The sequence below is a fragment of the Sporosarcina sp. NPDC096371 genome (assembly GCF_044762865.1).
GTDB lineage: Bacteria > Bacillota > Bacilli > Bacillales_A > Planococcaceae > Sporosarcina.
The window spans coordinates 447,844-463,398 of the sequence record NZ_JBIWFE010000001.1 but is presented as its reverse complement, the minus strand read 5'-3'; the positions used below and the strand labels follow the sequence as shown (position 1 = coordinate 463,398).

Sequence of the window (15,555 nt, the reverse complement as noted above, 5' to 3'; positions counted from 1 at the left end):
CTTGTTAGCCACCCCCAAGTAGGACCATCAAATCCCGCATACCAATTATCATCACTTCGAATAACTTTTTCATCATTTGAACCATGACGCCCATCATGATAGCTAACACAAGAAAACTAACGCCAATCTTGATTGGAAAACCGACGACGAAAATGTTCATTTGCGGTACAGCTCTAGCCGTAATCCCAAGTGCCAAATCAACAAGGAACAACGTTGCAACAATTGGTATTGACATTTGAAAAGCAATCCCGAAGGATGTCGCAAATATCCTAACAACGAATTCAGCTAAGCGCTCCTCACCTAAGGACGGCCATAATTGATCCATAGGTATGAATTGGTAGCTATAAAAAATTCCATCCAACAACATATGGTGGCCATTCAATACCAACAATAGCAAAATCGCAAGTGAATTGAAGAATTGACCGAGTAGTGGAGATTGCGCTCCCGTTTGCGGATCAATCACGTTTGCGATAGCAAAACCCATCTGAAAGTCGATGAAACCTCCAGCAATTTGAATCGCCGCCATGATGATGTACGCAATCATGCCTATGGCTAATCCCGTAATTACCTCTTTCACAACAAGTAGAAGGTATGTCCCATCAATCTCTAAATCTGGCACATCAATCGAATAAACAAGCATCCATGCGAGTAAGGCTCCAAAAATGATTCGTAGAGTGGTTGGAATAGCACGATAAGAAAACAATGGTACTGTCACAAAAAATGCAGTAACCCGAGTTAAAATAAGTAAGTATGCGGCGAATGAGGGTATTAAATCTTCCATCTTATCACCCGATATACCTAATTAGATTTTCAAAAATATCGGATGAGAAGGATGTTACCTTCGCTAACATCCACGGACCAAAAACAACAATGCCGACAAGTACAGCAACAATTTTAGGGACAAACGCAAGTGTTTGTTCCTGTATTTGCGTTGTAGCCTGAAAAATACTGACAGCAAGACCTGTTCCAAGTGCAATGAGAAGGAGGGGGCCTGATGCCAAAAGAATGACCCAGATTGCACTCTCAGCTATGCCTACAACCATTTCCATCGTCATGTAAACCCCTCCTAGAAACTTTGTAACAATGATTTAATAATGAGGTACCAACCATCGACAAGTATAAATAACAAGATTTTAAAAGGTAATGAAATCATAACTGGTGGTAACATCATCATCCCCATCGACATCAAAATACTCGCGACAATCATATCGATTACAAGAAACGGTATGAAGATCATGAAGCCCATTTGGAATGCAGTTTTGATTTCACTGAGCGCAAATGCAGGTACGAGCATCGTGAGTGATATGTCTTCAAGAGAGTCAGGTCGATCCGCTTGGTTATAATGAAGGAATAATTCCAAATCCTTCTGCCTTGTATGTTTACTCATAAATTCTTTTAACGGCATGCTAGCCTTTTCATAAGCTTCTTCAAGTGTTATTTCGTCTTCAAACAATGGTGTTAGTGCTTGTTCATTTACCTGTTGAAATGTCGGTGCCATAATGAAAAATGTTAAGAAAAGGGCAAGTCCAACGATTACTTGATTCGGCGGCATTTGTTGCGTTGCAAGTGCTGTTCTGACGAATGACAGAACGATCACAATTCGCGCGAACGAAGTCATCAAAATAAGAATCGCTGGTGCAAGAGACAAGACCGTCAAAAGGAGCATCATTTTAATAGATGTCGATACGTTGGACGCCTCACTGTCCGAAAAGAATTGAACGAAATCATTCATCTAGGTTTCGCTCCTTTTCTGTCAATCGGCCAATTTGCCGATTCCTTTCCTCTTTCATCTCATCGAGTCTGGATTTGAACAGTTCACCAAAGTCAGCTGACTCTTTCGATTGATGCATTTGACCTTTTTTCAATTGACCAGTCATTTTCATGAGCACACGGTTGAGCATGCCAGTTGCCAGTTCCCCATTGTCTCCCTCGTAAAACTGTACAAGTTTGTCAATCTCCTCGGGCTCCGTAATTTCTTTCAATAGCCGAATATCGTCCCCTACACCAATTAGGTAGTACGATTCGCCAATAGTTACTAATTGAATCGATTTATGCTGTCCTAGCGAGATACCGCCCATATTTTTCATGAATCGATTTTTATCGTATAGCCGATTTTTTCGATTGACCAATTTTAATAGTCCAAATAATAATCCAACAACAAACAGTAATGCGAACATAACCTTTATATAATCACCTGCCGATGAACCAACCGCCTTCCCCTCAGATGTACGGTCGGCGGTTGGTTCGTTGGTGTCAGGTTCAAGTTCTTTTTTTTCCGTATCATTGTCTTCTTCAGTACTGAAGTAATCCGATACAGGCTTGTTTGAATCCTCGTCTGCTAAGGCGTATACATACGACAACTGTCCTACTAACAGAAGCATCAAAATGAATGCTGACAAATATTTTTGTACTGTGGCTAATTTCATCCCGTTATTATCCTAAAGCTTTTTCGATTGCTTCAATCACGCGGTCTGCTTGGAAAGGCTTAACGATAAAGTCCTTCGCTCCAGCTTGAATCGCATCGATAACCATCGCTTGTTGCCCCATCGCTGAACACATAATGATTGTTGCAGATGGATGTTTTTCTTTAATCGCTTTTAGTGCAGCGATTCCATCCATTTCAGGCATTGTAATATCCATTGTGACAAGATCCGGCTTCAATTCTTCATATTTCTCAACAGCTTGTGCCCCATCAGCCGCTTCACCGACAACTTCGAAATTATTTTTCGTCAAAATATCCTTAATCATCATGCGCATAAAAGCTGCGTCATCCACTATTAAAATACGTTTACCCATTCTGTATTACCTCCTGTTATTTAGCGTAGATTATTTAAACGGTCTGTTTGGCTTAAAATATCCGTGATGCGTACACCGAAGTTTTCATCGATAACAACCACTTCACCTTTGGCAATATGACGATTGTTGACCAGTATATCGACCGGCTCACCCGCGAGCTTATCAAGTTCAATGATAGAACCGCTTGACATCTCTAATATTTCCTTAACAGAACGCTTTGTTCTTCCTAGTTCAACAGTCACCTGCAACGGAATATCGAGAAGCATATTCAAGTTATTGGTCTCGACCTGCTCCAAAGGTGGACTTTCAAAGCTCGCAAACTGTGCTTGTTGGACATTTACTTGCGGTTGTCGCACATACATTTGTTGTTGTGGCGGTGCAGGTTGTTGCATGCCTTGGGTTGGAACACTTTGCTCGTACATTTGTTGTGGCGGCTGTTGCATAGTCGGTTGTTGTTTTTCAAGCGTTGGCGCCACTTCGACAACGGCTGCTGTCTCGCTCATCGCACTTCCCCCAAGAAGGGTAGCTACTAACTCTTGCCCAAAAACAAGTGGTAGGAGTTGCATGATATTCGAATCAATTAACTCACCTACTTTAAGTGCAAATGATACCTTTATCGATAACTCCTCTTGCGGGATTAGTTCACGACCTCTACCGGAATCCATATCCAATAAATCAATTGAAGGTGGTGATATATCTACTTTTTTGTTGAACATCGTTGACATCGATGTTGCTGCAGAACCCATCATCTGATTCATAGCCTCTTGCACTGCACTTAAATGGATTTCTCCAAGGTTCATATCGGGCTGTGTTCCTTCACCACCAAGCATAAGATCCGCAATAATTGCTGCATCACTTTGCTTGATGACAAATAGATTCATCCCGCTTAGCCCTTCCGTATATTTCACCTTTACAGCTACATACGGATGGATAAATTCTTCCTCTAGTTCTTTTCTGTTCACAACCGTAATGGTCGGTGTTGTGATATCAACCTTTTGCCCAAGTAATGCAGACAATGCTGTTGCCGCACTTCCGAATGAAATATTTCCAATTTCTCCAAGTGCGTCCCGTTCTAACTCGTCCAAGTAATCAGCAGTTTTTATGCTATCGGTGGACGAGTCGCTAGTTTCTTCAGTCCCGACAGGTTCAACGGGCTCACCGCGTAATAAAGCTTCGATTTCTTCCTGCGAAAGGATATTATCACTCATCATCCTCATCCCCTCCTATCAATGTGTCTATTATCTGCACAGCCATCCGACTCTTTAAATGACCCGGTTGCGCTGTGAATTTCGGGATATCGCCAATTTTCACGACGAGCGGGGCATCAATTTTACTCTCCAGCGGGATAACATCCCCTAGTTGTAGATAAAGGAAATCTTCAACCGACATCTTCCCTTGCCCAAGCTCAGCTACTACAGGCAATGTGGCTTGCCTTAAGCGTTTTTCAAGCACAACACTTTGCTCCGGTGTTGGTTCTTTCTTATTGGATTGCATCCAATAACGGACCGATAAATTCGGAACAATTGGCTCTAACACAACATGAGGAATACAAATGTTAATCATTCCACTTGATTCACCAATCATGATGTTAAATGAAATAACAACTACTGTTTCGTTGGGAGATATCATTTGAAGAAACTGCGGATTCACTTCCATCTCTGTTAGGAACGGATCTATATCGATGATGCCGGACCAAGCCTCACGTAAGTTATCGAAGGATCTTTCAAATAAATTCGTCAAGATTTTAGATTCAATTTCAGTTAAATTATCGGCTTTCCCTGGACTTGTTCCAGCCCCCCCCATAAGGCGGTCGAGCATCGAATAAGCAATGTTAGGATTCACTTCCATCAAGATATTCCCATCGAGTGGAGGCACTTCAAAAATATTGATCAAGGTCATATTAGGTATGGAACGAATAAATTCCTCGAACGGAATTTGATCGACTGAAGCAACATTGATCTGAACATACGTCCGTAACTGTGCTGAGAAATAGGTTGTCAGAAGTCTAGCGAAGTTCTCGTGGATCCGAGTCAAACTTCGAATTTGATCTTTGGAAAACCGGAGAGCACGTTTGAAATCATATACTCTGACCTTTCGCGTCTCATCCTCTTTCTTCATGTCTTCTGCAGACATTTCTCCTGTCGATAATGCAGACAAAAGTGCGTCTATCTCATTTTGAGACAATATATCTCCAGACATATGGTCACCTCCTTATACTAAAGTTTGTTGTTACTATTTGAATTGTCATTGGATAATATAGGAGGTTATATATACTTTTTGAACTTCACCTGCTTGCATAAGTTGGTTCAGATGCGAACTAATCGAATCCTCAAAGGCTTGTTTACCGACTTTGCCTTCAAGATCTTGTGGGGTCATCTCGGACAATTCCTGGATAACAATATTTTTCACTTGGAATTCTCTTTTAGCTAATTCTTCCGCAGCTTTCGTATTGTCCGTTTGGACTTTTAATGAAATACGAATGAATTGTTTACCCGCTAAATTTGTCGTGATTTCTTGCACATCGACCGAGTTCTCAATGATTTCATCAATTGTCGGTTCCTTCTCTTCGCCACCTTTATTCAATTGCATGACAAGAACGAGTGCCACCACTCCAATGAGTGTTATACATACTAAAATGATCAAGGAAATTGTTAATACTTTATTCTTCATTTTCTTCACCTCGCATAAACGGATTTGATAGCAACTGGACCGCCTTATAAAAATCGATGATTCGGCTATTTATTTCATCAGCCGTATCGAGGACCACATATTTCGCTCCTGTTGTAAGCGTAATTGTAGTATCTGGAAACGACTCAATCTTTTCTATGTACATTGCGTTCAACGTAAACGCTGTACCATTCAGACGTGTAACTTGAATCATATGTAAGGGGCCGGGCGTCAAGAGCCGGCCCGACCCTCCTTTTCTAGTAACAGTTATGGTAGTTTAGTTGACGGAATTACATTATCGTTTCAAGTTAACAAGTTCTTGTAGAATTTCGTCGGACGTTGTAATGATACGCGTATTCGCTTGGAAACCACGCTGCGCAACAATCATCTCCGTGAACTCTTCCGATAAGTCGACGTTAGACATTTCTAGGAAGCCTGATTCCGTTTTACCGAAACCTTGATCAGTCGCAAAACCAATTGTTTCCTCACCAGAGTTCGCGGTTACTCGGAAATAGTTTCCGCCTACTTTCTCAAGCCCACCTGGGTTTGAGAATTTAGCCATTTGGATTTGTCCCGCTTCTTGAAGTGTTGCTTTGTTGTCAGCCATTGTTTTGTCGAAATTTATTTTAGCTGGATCGTATTTCCCTTTCTCTGTAATGTAAGTTGGTTGAGTAGTACCTATATCATTGTTAGCTTTAGTTATTGCAGCGTCAGCACTATTTTTTTCAGTGTTAGCTTTAGCTATTGCAGCATTAGCAGCTGCTAATGCTGCTGTTTTTTCAGCTCCCGCAGGTAGAGCATTAGCTTTGACCAATTCTGCATTAGCCTTTTCCAAAGCCTTTTCAGCTGTTGCCAAATCTTTCTGACCTGCTTTTAGATCTTCTTTGGCTTTATTAAAAGCAGTTTCAGCTGCTTTAAATGCCTTTTCAATTGGTCCAAACAATTTTTCTGCGGCTGCAATCGCTTCTGCAGCACCCGGCGGCAAATCCACAAAGTAAACCGTTCCATCTTGACCTACTGACATAGAGGATGCAGTGGTAGGTATCGTAATTTTGCCCAGTTCACCTTTGACATATCTTCCGTCACCATCAACGATGTCACCATTGTTATCCATATAGAAGTTCCCTGCTCTTGTATACAAAGTTTCATTACCATTCATTACTTGGAAAAATCCATCTCCCGCAACTGCAAGGTCTAATGTATTACCTGTAAACTGCGTAGATCCACCTGTATGAAGCGTATCAATTGCAGCGATTTGTGAACCTAGTCCTACTTGCTTCGGGTTAACCCCACCACGATTCTCACCAGGTGCTGAAGCCCCTGCCACTGTTTGTGAAATCAAATCTTTAAAAACCGTACGTCCTTTTTTAAAGCCATACGTATTTACGTTGGCGATATTGTTACCAATAACGTCCAGTTTCGTTTGAAAGTTTTTGAGACCTGAGATACCTGAGTACATTGAACGTAACATTAAATAATTTCCCCTCTCGGTTTGTAAGTTAGCCATATCAATCAGTCAATGGCTGTTGGCATCCTTTACGGTCCTGCCAAAGTGTTCTAGCTCAGTACAATCGTGCCGTCGATATTGGTAAATAATTGATCTTTCGCTTCCGTTCGATCCATCGCCGTGATAACCGTTGAATTCTTCGCACTCACAATTAGAGCAGCTTGATCCATTAACACTAGCGATTCTTTTATTCCTTTTGTTTTCGCCTCATTGACCTTATTCGTTACATGTGCCCACTCTGCTTCTGATATATGAATATTACGCTCAGTCAATCGTTCAGCTGCGTGTTTACTGATTTTAAGGGTGGCTGGCTGTATCGCATTGTTCAAGTGTTCCAAAAACGATTGTTTTGGACTTTGTATCACTTTAGGTGATTGTCCTTGACCTATTAGCGGGCGGGATGGGATGCGATGGAAATTTAATTCGTTCATATCATCACTCCGTAGGCTTGACGTAATCGGGTAGTTCTTTATCACTTATCGAGGTGAAATCTTTACCATCCATTCGAGTTCCATCTTCTAAAATGTATTGAAGTTTACCATCTTTGTTTGAAACCGATACGACTTTACCTGATTTCTCTTCTTCACCATCTATATAGCCAACATATTTACCAATCAGCATGCTCGCTTCAACGAGGCTGCTTGTTCCACTAGGATTAGAAGTCTTCACTTCAGAAATGTTACCAGGCGTTACGACTTTATCATTATCTAATACGAATTTGACCTCGCCATTTTCATACTTAATAGACACAATCACATTGGTGCCTTCCTCGACTACGAGCTTACCGTCTTCCCCTGTAATGGGATTTCCCGCGTCATCTAGTTTTAATTCGTGCCATGTGACACTTTTTCCAACAAAACTCGTGTACTGGATCATTTGTGACTGTGTTTGTGCATCCGCAAACTTTTCGAATGATTTAGCTAAGTTCATCGTTTGCTCCAGTGCCGAAAACTGCGCCATCTGGGCAATAAACTCATTGTCTTTCATCGGGTTTGTCGGGTCCTGATTTTGCAATTGAGTGATAAGCAACTTCATGAAATCATCTTTCCCCAAAGTTCCATCGCCTGTTTTACGTTCATCACGCTGTTTATTAATGAGATAATCTGTTCCTGAAATCGGTTTTTGTCCTTCAATAGCCATCGTTACACCTCCAACTCAATCAAATATTCTTGAAACGACAATTGTTCCTCGTCGTTTTGCTTTTGCTGACTTTCCGCTTCTTGTCCATCATTTTCGAAATGCTGATTAAAAGCTTTCTCTCGATCATTTCTGGATGTGTCTTGCAATGTTTGAGAAATATCGATTCGCTCTACTTGTAAATTTTGCTGTAAGAACGCTTGTCGAAGCTGGTTCAGTTGACTATCAAGCATTTCTTTACCTTGTGCCGTCGATGCAAGAATTCTTGCGGTCATAATCCCATTTACCTGTAACAATTCAATACGTACTTGCCCAAGATGTTCTGGATACAGTTTGATTAATAGACGATTTGTTCCACCTGTTTGACCAAAATTGGAACGCTTGAAGACGTTTTGCATTTCTCGAATTAACGCTTCATTACGAGCATTATTACGGTTTTCTGCTTCAGTAATTGTAAATTCACCTTTTGTGACTGCAACATTACCCGCCAGTCCAGTTACGGCTTGTTGAGATGATTCAGTGCTTTTTTTCGCGGTTTCATCATCTGTCATCGCTTGCGCATTATTCGATTGAACGACAATTCGTACAGCAGATCTTGATTCCATCAACTCTATGATGCCCTGCTTGGCGGAACTGTTAGATTTTAATCCCTCTTCGAATTGCTCACCCATTGTTATAAGATGGCTTTGTAATGAAAAGACTTGCTGTTCTTGCTTTAACAGTAAATCCGTTTTAGGTGCGACTAGTTCTGCCACTTTTAATACGGTTAATAGATTGACAGCCTGTTGTTTTGAAAGGTCACCTTTATCGGCCAGAGCATCCGACATTTGATTGAAAAACTGTGGTGCCACTTCGTCAATAGCGTTTAATACAACCCACAGGTCATTTGAATAGGCAACTTCTGAAAGTTCATCCTCACTTAGACCCGCCTTCTCTAACAGCGACAGGATACTATCAATCAGTTGATCTGGTTCTAAATCTAGTAATCCCGCAATCTCTTCCAATCCGCCCAAACTTGTAAGTTGTTCACTGTCTATCCCTTGTAATACAGTCGCCAATTCTTCCATTGACTTTGCATTCAAAATCGCTTGAATCGACTTATCAGAAGTTTCACTAGCTGACTGCTGGATTGTAGGTGCCGCGCCCTTTGCGGTTACACTACTAAAAACCGATCCAAATGTTCCGCTGGATGTCTGCGCATTAATTGAAGATGTTTTTGGATTGGGCGCAACCATAGCTTGTATTGCAGCGATGTTCACTTTTCCACCTCCCCTCAGACTACTTTTAAGTATTCTTAACTATCACTTGCCATAAGTGATGTATATTTCGCTGCATCCTCAGGTGCCATTTTCTCTAGTACAGCGGCAAGTGTATCCGACTTAAGATTTGTTAAAATTCGAATCGCTTCCACATCGCTCATTTTTGTAATGACAGGAGCCACCGACTTCGCGGACATTTTCTCAAATGTTGTTACAATTCCCTCAAAGTCCTTTTTCGTATCCTCTTTTTCCGAAATAAGTTGTGCAATTTCATCGATAAGCCTTTGTTGTTCGATTAATAGTTTCTCATTTTCATCCGTGGATTTTTCAAAGTCATTTTGTAATTTAAACAGTTTAGCTTCTTTCTCCTGGATTTCAGCCTGCAACGTCACGACTCGTTCTTCTAGGACAAGGTCCGCTGCTCCAGAATCTTCCTCGTTCTTCTCACTTATGAAAGGAAGACTACTTGACCACCCTTTTGCTTTGTCAAAAACGTTGATATCCGCAAACGTAGCAATGATGAGCAACACCGCGGTTGCAAAGAGCAACGGGATGAATATCCAAAGCATTAGTATTTGGAATATCCCAATGGGTTTTTCTTTTTTCACTGCAGACATAGTATTCAATTGTTTAGTTTTTTTCACCACATTACCACCCGTTTTCTCCTCTACGGAACTTCAATGTCGCTAGTTCATCAAGCTGAATTGCCTCCAGCTGTTCCATTTCAGTACGATGATGTTCATGATCCTTTTCTTTCATCTTTTCAAACTTTCGTACTTCGAGAGTTTTTTCCAACAGTTTACCCTCGAACCACGACATTTTCGAACGGGCTTGCACCACTTGTTGTTGCGCAGCTGCAATCCGTTTTTCTAAACTTTCAATGTACCGAGCGTAGTAATGAATTTCATTGATCGCAAACCCAGTCACCATTTTTCTCTGTTGTTCTGCGAGTGTATCTTCTTTCTTTTTTAACAGTTCATAAAGTCGAGTAGCGACAATCTCAAAAGCTTGGACGGCTCCTTTATACTCGATTTCAGTTTCAGTCTTTTCCTGCTCGCGGAACATCAACACTTTTTCAAAGCGATAGTGGTACGTCTTCATGACATACCACCTTCTGCACCAAGGGAGACGAGTTCTTCTATGCTATCTTCCATTGGAATATTATCTCTAAAACCTTGCTTCAAAAAATTTGTAATAAGCGGTTCGTATTCAATCGCTTGATCAATTTCTTTTGATGTCCCACGTTTATAAGCACCGATGTTGATAAGATCTTCTGATTTGTTATACGTGTAATACAAATCACGCAACTTTTCAGCTGCTTTGACATGTTCTGGATCGGCAATATGGTTCATAAGACGACTAACACTTTTCAAAACATTAATCGCGGGATATTGTCCCCTGTTAGCCAGTGTTCGGTCCAAAACAATATGTCCGTCAAGAATCCCTCGAACCGCATCGGCAATTGGCTCATTCATATCATCACCGTCGACAAGAACTGTGTAGAATGCTGTAATCGCACCGTGCTCATTGGTTCCTGTACGTTCTAGTATTTTCGGTAATATCGCAAATACAGAAGGTGTATAGCCCCGTGTAGCTGGCGGTTCCCCGACAGCAAGACCGATTTCCCGCTGTGCCATGGCAATCCGTGTGACGGAGTCCATCATAAGCATGACGTTCATCCCTTTGTCCCTAAAATACTCAGCAATCGCTGTCGCCGTGTAAGCTCCTTTAACACGCATTAGCGCAGGCTGATCCGACGTTGCCGCAACGACAATCGTATTTTTCATACCTTCAGGTCCAAGATCACGTTCGATGAATTCACGAACTTCACGACCGCGTTCTCCAATAAGTGCGATGACGTTCAAATCGGCTGTTGTATTTCGTGCAATCATACCAAGCAATGTACTCTTCCCAACACCAGACCCAGCGAATATTCCAACACGTTGACCATTGCCAACCGTCAACATCCCATCAATTGCTTTCACACCAACAGATAGCTTTTCATTGATGGGTGGACGAGTAAGTGCATTCGGCGGATCCTGTTCAGTCCGGACAGTCGTTAATCCTTTTGGAAGCGGACTTTTATCAATTGGATTACCCATTGAATCCAGTACTTTTCCTATTAAATTCATGCCCACTTTCACTTCAAGTGGCTTACCAGTACCTTCGACAAGGCAACCGCTTGATATGTCACGGATGTTCATATACGGCATGAGAATGACAATCTCTTCCCTAAACCCAACAACCTCTGCCTTTATCATTGAATCGCCTTTTCCAGACGTGTTCAAATGGATATGACAGACGTCTCCAATAGAACTTTCAGGCCCTTGTGACTCAATCATGAGGCCGACAACGCGGACAACACGCCCAAACTTTTTAAAAGTTTTCACTTTTGGAATAAAGTCGGTTAGTTCTTCCGCTTTTTTCATCGTCAATCCCCACTTTCCATGATTTCAACAAGACTCTCCCTAAGTACATTCAATTGTTCATCGATTGTCACAACAATTCGACCGTGGTTCGTTTCAATGTAGCACTGGTCAGAATCAAACTCATCGTTTGCAAAAATAAGAAATGGCACATCCGGAGGAAAAATAGCTGCAAGCTCCGCACGGTTTTCGGAAATAAGTTCAAAATGATTGAGAGAAACATACAATTTAATCTCTTTCATTTCCCGTGCTTCTTTCAATGCCCTCTTCACTACCGATAAATAGCTTGCTTCGTCATCTTGCAGTGTTTGTCCAATAATGCGTTCCGCTGTACGTAAGGCAAGTTCAAGAATGACCCGCTCTTGATTAACAAGATATTGCTCAGCATTTCTATATGATTGCTCCGTTGCTTCATTTGCTATTTGAATGGCGTTTGCCATATCCGCTAACACTTTATTGCGCCCTTCTTCATAACCTACTTGAAAGCCTTCCTCATAAGCTTGCTGCTGGAGCGCTATTTTTTCATCCTGCCAGGCTATTTGCATGGCAGATATGTCTTCTGTAGCCGTTTGCCGCATCTGTTCGATATTGGCTTCTTCTTGCTCGATTGTCCTTTTGGCTTCTTTTAACATACGATCCCGTTCCGCAAGAACAATATCTAACGATAACTCCACTTCCGAGCCTACATCCTGTGGGTTGGCAAGACTGCGAATCGAGATTTTTCTCGTCGTGCCATCTTCTACAATCGTATTGTAAGAACGGAAAACGTTAGACAATGATATCATCCCCTCCGCCGCGTGCGATGATGATTTCACCAGAGTCTTCTAGCCTTCTAATAATGCCAACGATACGACTTTGCGCTTCTTCCACATCACGTAAGCGAACAGGTCCCATAACATCCATTTCTTCCTGGAAGGATTCCGCCATCCGTTGTGACATGTTGCGATACAAAACTGCTTTCACTTCTTCACTAGAAACTTTGAGAGAAAGTATTAAATCCTCATTTTCACAATCACGAACAATCCTCTGGATCGAACGGTTGTCCAGTGTAACGATGTCTTCGAACACAAACATCCGCTTCCGTATTTCTTCTGCCAGGTCTGGATCCTGAATTTCAAGCGCATCCAAGATTGTTTTCTCTGTCGCCCTGTCAACACCATTCAATACTTCGACGACTGCATCGACCCCCCCTGTTTCCGTGAAGTCCTGCGTGACGGTCGAAGAAAGTTTGCGCTCAAGGACTGCCTCTACCTCACTGATGACTTCTGGTGAAGTTGAATCCATCGTTGCAATTCTTTTTGCAATATCCGCCTGCATTTCCTGCGGTAAAGCCGACAAAATCATCCCTGCTTGTTCTGCTTCCAAATAAGACAAGATTAACGCAATCGTTTGAGGATGCTCATTTTGGATAAAGTTTAAAATCTGTGATGGGTCAGCCTGTCTAGCAAAGTCAAAAGGCCTTACTTGTAAGGATGATGTTAGACGATTGATAATGGCTTGCGCATGATCCTTACCTAATGCTTTTTCAAGAACCGTCTTCGCATAGCCAATTCCACCTTGCGAAATATAATCCTGGGCAAGTGCAATATTATGAAACTCTTCAATAATCCCCTCTTTAACAGTGGCATCGACCTTTTTTACACCTGAAATTTCAAGGGTAAGGCGTTCAATTTCATCTTCACTCAAATGCTTATAAATCGTCGCCGACACTTCCGGGCCGAGTGAAATGAGCAGGAGTGCCGCTTTTTGTTTACCAGTCATTTCTTTTACTTTCTTAACCAAAGTTCATCCCTCCATCATTCCTCGGCAATCCATGTACGTAAAAGCTTCGCAAATTCTTCCGGCTTTTCTTTCGCCATTTTTTCAAGTTGTTTTCTACGGACAGTCCCTTCCGTTTCAAGCTCTTCATTAATGTCATCCACGTTAAATGTTGCAAGCTGTTCTTCAATAATCATTTCGTCTTCCAATTCCCTTGCTTTCCGTTTGCTTCGGAAGAACATGTAAATAAGAAGCCCGATAATTAAAAGTAACGCACCCCCAACAATATAGACCCACAATGGAATTATAGGTTTAGTTGTGATTTCCGACTGTTCTTTGAACTGTTGAGCAGAAACGATGATTTTGTTATCCAAGGTATCTTCAAACTGCTCTCCAGCAGCTTCTTTATCGACTGATGTGCGAATAATTGTTTTCAGTATGTTTTCGATTTCACTTTTCAAGTCTGCTGGTATTGCTTCACCACTATCATCTACCATCACTTGAATCCCGATATCTCTTATCTTATAAGGACTTTCAACAATTTCACTTCGAATTCGATTTACTTCATTGTTTACTGTTTCTTCAAGTCGCTCATAGTCACCATTAGACATTGTTCCTTCTACGTACCCTGTACGATTGTCCGTTGGATCCTCTCCTTCCGGTGCACCACCAGCAAGGGGATTATTCCCTGTAAATGATTCAGTAATTCGTTGAACACTTAGTGCAATACCTTCCATACTTTCCTTATCTACAGGCAATACAAGATTCTCTTCACGGTTTTCAAGTTTAAAATCGATATCTGTTGTGACAGACACGACTACCTTGTCTTGCCCCAGCATAGTGCCTAGCATCATCTGTATTTGTCGCTGCAAGTCACGTTCAATTGTCTTTTTAACTGTCATTTGATCCGTGATACTTGTTCCATATGAATTAGTAGTAGTTCCTAATTCAAAATACTCAGAGTACTGATTCATAATGACAATGTCGTCTTTCGATAAATTCGATACACTTTTCGACACTAGATTATAAAGTGCGTTAATTTGTGGCTCCGTAAACTGATGACCCGGATTGGTCTTCAACATGACTGCCGCCGTTGCCTGCTGTGTACTATCACTCACGAAAACACCTTGCTTTGGCAAGGTAATCATCACGCTTGCGTCTTTGACACCCTCAATTCCTTTGAGTAAATTGGCAAGCTCCGTTTGCATGGCATTTAGCTTTTGCATATCAAACTCGTTATCTGTCGATCCAAATCCAGCGTTTTCAGAGAAGAAGGCGTAGCCAGGCGACCCTGAATTCGGAAATCCTTCTGCTGCTAGCGTCACAAGCAATTCATCTACACGCTCGCGTGGCACAAGGATCGATGTTCCGCCAGGTGCGACTTTATTCGATATACCTTGGCTATCTAGTTGTTCTTTAATACGGCCGATTTCCGCTCGTGATACATCCTTATAAAGTGGCACATAATCCGTCTTAGACAGATAGAAAGTCAAGAAAGCAGCAATGATAACAGTAGCCACCGCCGAAACGATATATGTAGTTTTTTGTTTTTTCGTGCGACCTGACCAGAACTCCTTTACGTCCGTTCTGATTTTCGCCAATCGTTCATTCATTGTAATCCCCCGGTCAGCTTTCGTAATTCAACAATCCAAACAAGCTCAAACGATGTGCCAATCAGACAGGCATCCTAATAATTTCTTGGTATGCTTCCACCATTTTGTTCCGAACTTCCATTGTTGCATTCAATGCAATTGAAGCCTTTTGAGCTGAAATCATGACATCATGCAGTTCGACATCTTGACCAAGTACAAGCTTTTGTGTCATTACATCTGATTCGTGTTGCTTGGCGTTGACATCCTGAATTGCGGCTTTTAAAAAACTACCGAAACTTTGTTGCGCTTCATAAGGCGTCGGTTTCACTTGCGCATCCAACTTCGATAGCCCTGCCAACGGCGCTGTATTATAAATCGATTGTATAGCCATAATGTTACTTCCTTTCCAAATT

Annotated in this window: 20 protein-coding genes; all 20 read right to left on the bottom strand. The window is 41.7% G+C overall.

From position 1 onward, the window contains the following. Nucleotides 1-4: 4 nt before the first annotated feature. On the bottom strand, nt 5-781 hold the full coding sequence (fliR, locus tag ACIQ0H_RS02150; RefSeq protein WP_403410226.1) for a flagellar biosynthetic protein FliR: 777 nt from the start codon (nt 779-781) through the stop codon (nt 5-7). A gap of 4 nt (nt 782-785) precedes the next feature. Next, nucleotides 786-1,055 carry a flagellar biosynthesis protein FliQ gene (fliQ, locus tag ACIQ0H_RS02145; RefSeq protein WP_403410223.1) on the bottom strand — a complete coding sequence of 90 codons (270 nt, stop codon included), beginning with the start codon at nt 1,053-1,055 and terminating at the stop codon, nt 786-788. Nucleotides 1,056-1,066: 11 nt separating this feature from the next. Further along, nucleotides 1,067-1,732, bottom strand: coding sequence for a flagellar type III secretion system pore protein FliP (gene fliP, locus ACIQ0H_RS02140; protein ID WP_403410220.1), 666 nt, complete (start codon nt 1,730-1,732; stop codon nt 1,067-1,069). After that, nucleotides 1,725-2,426 (bottom strand): flagellar biosynthetic protein FliO, encoded by a 702-nt coding sequence (locus tag ACIQ0H_RS02135; RefSeq protein WP_403410217.1) that lies wholly within the window; start codon nt 2,424-2,426, stop codon nt 1,725-1,727. Before ACIQ0H_RS02135 ends, fliP begins: the two co-directional genes overlap by 8 nt. A 7-nt stretch (nt 2,427-2,433) precedes the next feature. Then, nucleotides 2,434-2,796: a response regulator gene (locus ACIQ0H_RS02130; RefSeq protein ID WP_403410214.1), complete on the bottom strand. Its 363-nt coding sequence runs from the start codon at nt 2,794-2,796 to the stop codon at nt 2,434-2,436. Between the two features lie 20 nt (nt 2,797-2,816). Continuing rightward, a complete protein-coding gene (gene fliY, locus ACIQ0H_RS02125) occupies nt 2,817-4,004 on the bottom strand; it encodes a flagellar motor switch phosphatase FliY (protein WP_403412327.1) in 1,188 nt (395 codons plus the stop codon). Continuing rightward, the gene (gene fliM, locus ACIQ0H_RS02120; protein ID WP_403410211.1) at nt 3,997-4,995 is read right to left on the bottom strand and encodes a flagellar motor switch protein FliM; all 999 of its coding nucleotides are present in this window, start codon (nt 4,993-4,995) and stop codon (nt 3,997-3,999) included. The genes fliY and fliM overlap by 8 nt, the downstream gene beginning before the upstream one ends. A gap of 45 nt (nt 4,996-5,040) precedes the next feature. Further along, entirely contained in the window at nt 5,041-5,466 is a 426-nt protein-coding gene (gene fliL / locus ACIQ0H_RS02115; protein ID WP_403410209.1) for a flagellar basal body-associated protein FliL, read from the bottom strand. Beyond that, nucleotides 5,456-5,677 (bottom strand): flagellar FlbD family protein, encoded by a 222-nt coding sequence (locus ACIQ0H_RS02110; RefSeq protein ID WP_403410208.1) that lies wholly within the window; start codon nt 5,675-5,677, stop codon nt 5,456-5,458. The genes fliL and ACIQ0H_RS02110 overlap by 11 nt, the downstream gene beginning before the upstream one ends. Nucleotides 5,678-5,758: 81 nt before the next feature. Then, entirely contained in the window at nt 5,759-6,934 is a 1,176-nt protein-coding gene (locus ACIQ0H_RS02105) for a flagellar hook-basal body complex protein (protein WP_403410206.1), read from the bottom strand. 86 nt (nt 6,935-7,020) lie between these two features. Continuing rightward, complete coding sequence (locus ACIQ0H_RS02100; RefSeq protein WP_403410203.1) at nt 7,021-7,401, bottom strand: TIGR02530 family flagellar biosynthesis protein; 381 nt, start codon at nt 7,399-7,401, stop codon at nt 7,021-7,023. 4 nt (nt 7,402-7,405) lie between these two features. Next, the gene (flgD, locus tag ACIQ0H_RS02095; protein WP_403410200.1) at nt 7,406-8,110 is read right to left on the bottom strand and encodes a flagellar hook assembly protein FlgD; all 705 of its coding nucleotides are present in this window, start codon (nt 8,108-8,110) and stop codon (nt 7,406-7,408) included. Between the two features lie 2 nt (nt 8,111-8,112). After that, nucleotides 8,113-9,366 (bottom strand): flagellar hook-length control protein FliK, encoded by a 1,254-nt coding sequence (locus ACIQ0H_RS02090; protein WP_403410197.1) that lies wholly within the window; start codon nt 9,364-9,366, stop codon nt 8,113-8,115. Nucleotides 9,367-9,401: 35 nt separating this feature from the next. Beyond that, nucleotides 9,402-10,010, bottom strand: coding sequence for a MotE family protein (locus ACIQ0H_RS02085; protein ID WP_403410194.1), 609 nt, complete (start codon nt 10,008-10,010; stop codon nt 9,402-9,404). Nucleotides 10,011-10,014: 4 nt separating this feature from the next. Then, on the bottom strand, nt 10,015-10,467 hold the full coding sequence (gene fliJ, locus ACIQ0H_RS02080; protein ID WP_403410191.1) for a flagellar export protein FliJ: 453 nt from the start codon (nt 10,465-10,467) through the stop codon (nt 10,015-10,017). Continuing rightward, complete coding sequence (gene fliI, locus ACIQ0H_RS02075; protein ID WP_403410188.1) at nt 10,464-11,795, bottom strand: flagellar protein export ATPase FliI; 1,332 nt, start codon at nt 11,793-11,795, stop codon at nt 10,464-10,466. Before fliI ends, fliJ begins: the two co-directional genes overlap by 4 nt. 2 nt (nt 11,796-11,797) lie before the next feature. Further along, on the bottom strand, nt 11,798-12,577 hold the full coding sequence (gene fliH / locus ACIQ0H_RS02070) for a flagellar assembly protein FliH (protein WP_403412324.1): 780 nt from the start codon (nt 12,575-12,577) through the stop codon (nt 11,798-11,800). Next, complete coding sequence (gene fliG, locus ACIQ0H_RS02065) at nt 12,561-13,574, bottom strand: flagellar motor switch protein FliG (protein ID WP_403410185.1); 1,014 nt, start codon at nt 13,572-13,574, stop codon at nt 12,561-12,563. Before fliG ends, fliH begins: the two co-directional genes overlap by 17 nt. Before the next feature lie 14 nt (nt 13,575-13,588). Beyond that, nucleotides 13,589-15,163: a flagellar basal-body MS-ring/collar protein FliF gene (gene fliF / locus ACIQ0H_RS02060; RefSeq protein WP_403410182.1), complete on the bottom strand. Its 1,575-nt coding sequence runs from the start codon at nt 15,161-15,163 to the stop codon at nt 13,589-13,591. Between the two features lie 61 nt (nt 15,164-15,224). Further along, the gene (fliE, locus tag ACIQ0H_RS02055; protein WP_403410179.1) at nt 15,225-15,533 is read right to left on the bottom strand and encodes a flagellar hook-basal body complex protein FliE; all 309 of its coding nucleotides are present in this window, start codon (nt 15,531-15,533) and stop codon (nt 15,225-15,227) included. Between the last annotated feature and the right edge of the window lie 22 nt (nt 15,534-15,555).

Coding starts and splice junctions, on each gene's coding strand:
- fliY (WP_403412327.1), bottom strand. CDS start 4,004: ATGAGTGATAATATCCTTTCGCAGGAAGAAATCGAAGCTTTATTACGC.
- ACIQ0H_RS02105 (WP_403410206.1), bottom strand. CDS start 6,934: ATGTTACGTTCAATGTACTCAGGTATCTCAGGTCTCAAAAACTTTCAA.
- flgD (WP_403410200.1), bottom strand. CDS start 8,110: ATGGCTATTGAAGGACAAAAACCGATTTCAGGAACAGATTATCTCATT.
- ACIQ0H_RS02130 (WP_403410214.1), bottom strand. CDS start 2,796: ATGGGTAAACGTATTTTAATAGTGGATGACGCAGCTTTTATGCGCATG.
- fliR (WP_403410226.1), bottom strand. CDS start 781: ATGGAAGATTTAATACCCTCATTCGCCGCATACTTACTTATTTTAACT.
- fliE (WP_403410179.1), bottom strand. CDS start 15,533: ATGGCTATACAATCGATTTATAATACAGCGCCGTTGGCAGGGCTATCG.
- fliM (WP_403410211.1), bottom strand. CDS start 4,995: ATGTCTGGAGATATATTGTCTCAAAATGAGATAGACGCACTTTTGTCT.
- ACIQ0H_RS02135 (WP_403410217.1), bottom strand. CDS start 2,426: ATGAAATTAGCCACAGTACAAAAATATTTGTCAGCATTCATTTTGATG.
- ACIQ0H_RS02100 (WP_403410203.1), bottom strand. CDS start 7,401: ATGAACGAATTAAATTTCCATCGCATCCCATCCCGCCCGCTAATAGGT.
- fliJ (WP_403410191.1), bottom strand. CDS start 10,467: ATGAAGACGTACCACTATCGCTTTGAAAAAGTGTTGATGTTCCGCGAG.
- fliL (WP_403410209.1), bottom strand. CDS start 5,466: ATGAAGAATAAAGTATTAACAATTTCCTTGATCATTTTAGTATGTATA.
- fliP (WP_403410220.1), bottom strand. CDS start 1,732: ATGAATGATTTCGTTCAATTCTTTTCGGACAGTGAGGCGTCCAACGTA.
- fliH (WP_403412324.1), bottom strand. CDS start 12,577: ATGATATCATTGTCTAACGTTTTCCGTTCTTACAATACGATTGTAGAA.
- ACIQ0H_RS02110 (WP_403410208.1), bottom strand. CDS start 5,677: ATGATTCAAGTTACACGTCTGAATGGTACAGCGTTTACGTTGAACGCA.
- fliI (WP_403410188.1), bottom strand. CDS start 11,795: ATGAAAAAAGCGGAAGAACTAACCGACTTTATTCCAAAAGTGAAAACT.
- fliQ (WP_403410223.1), bottom strand. CDS start 1,055: ATGACGATGGAAATGGTTGTAGGCATAGCTGAGAGTGCAATCTGGGTC.
- fliF (WP_403410182.1), bottom strand. CDS start 15,163: ATGAATGAACGATTGGCGAAAATCAGAACGGACGTAAAGGAGTTCTGG.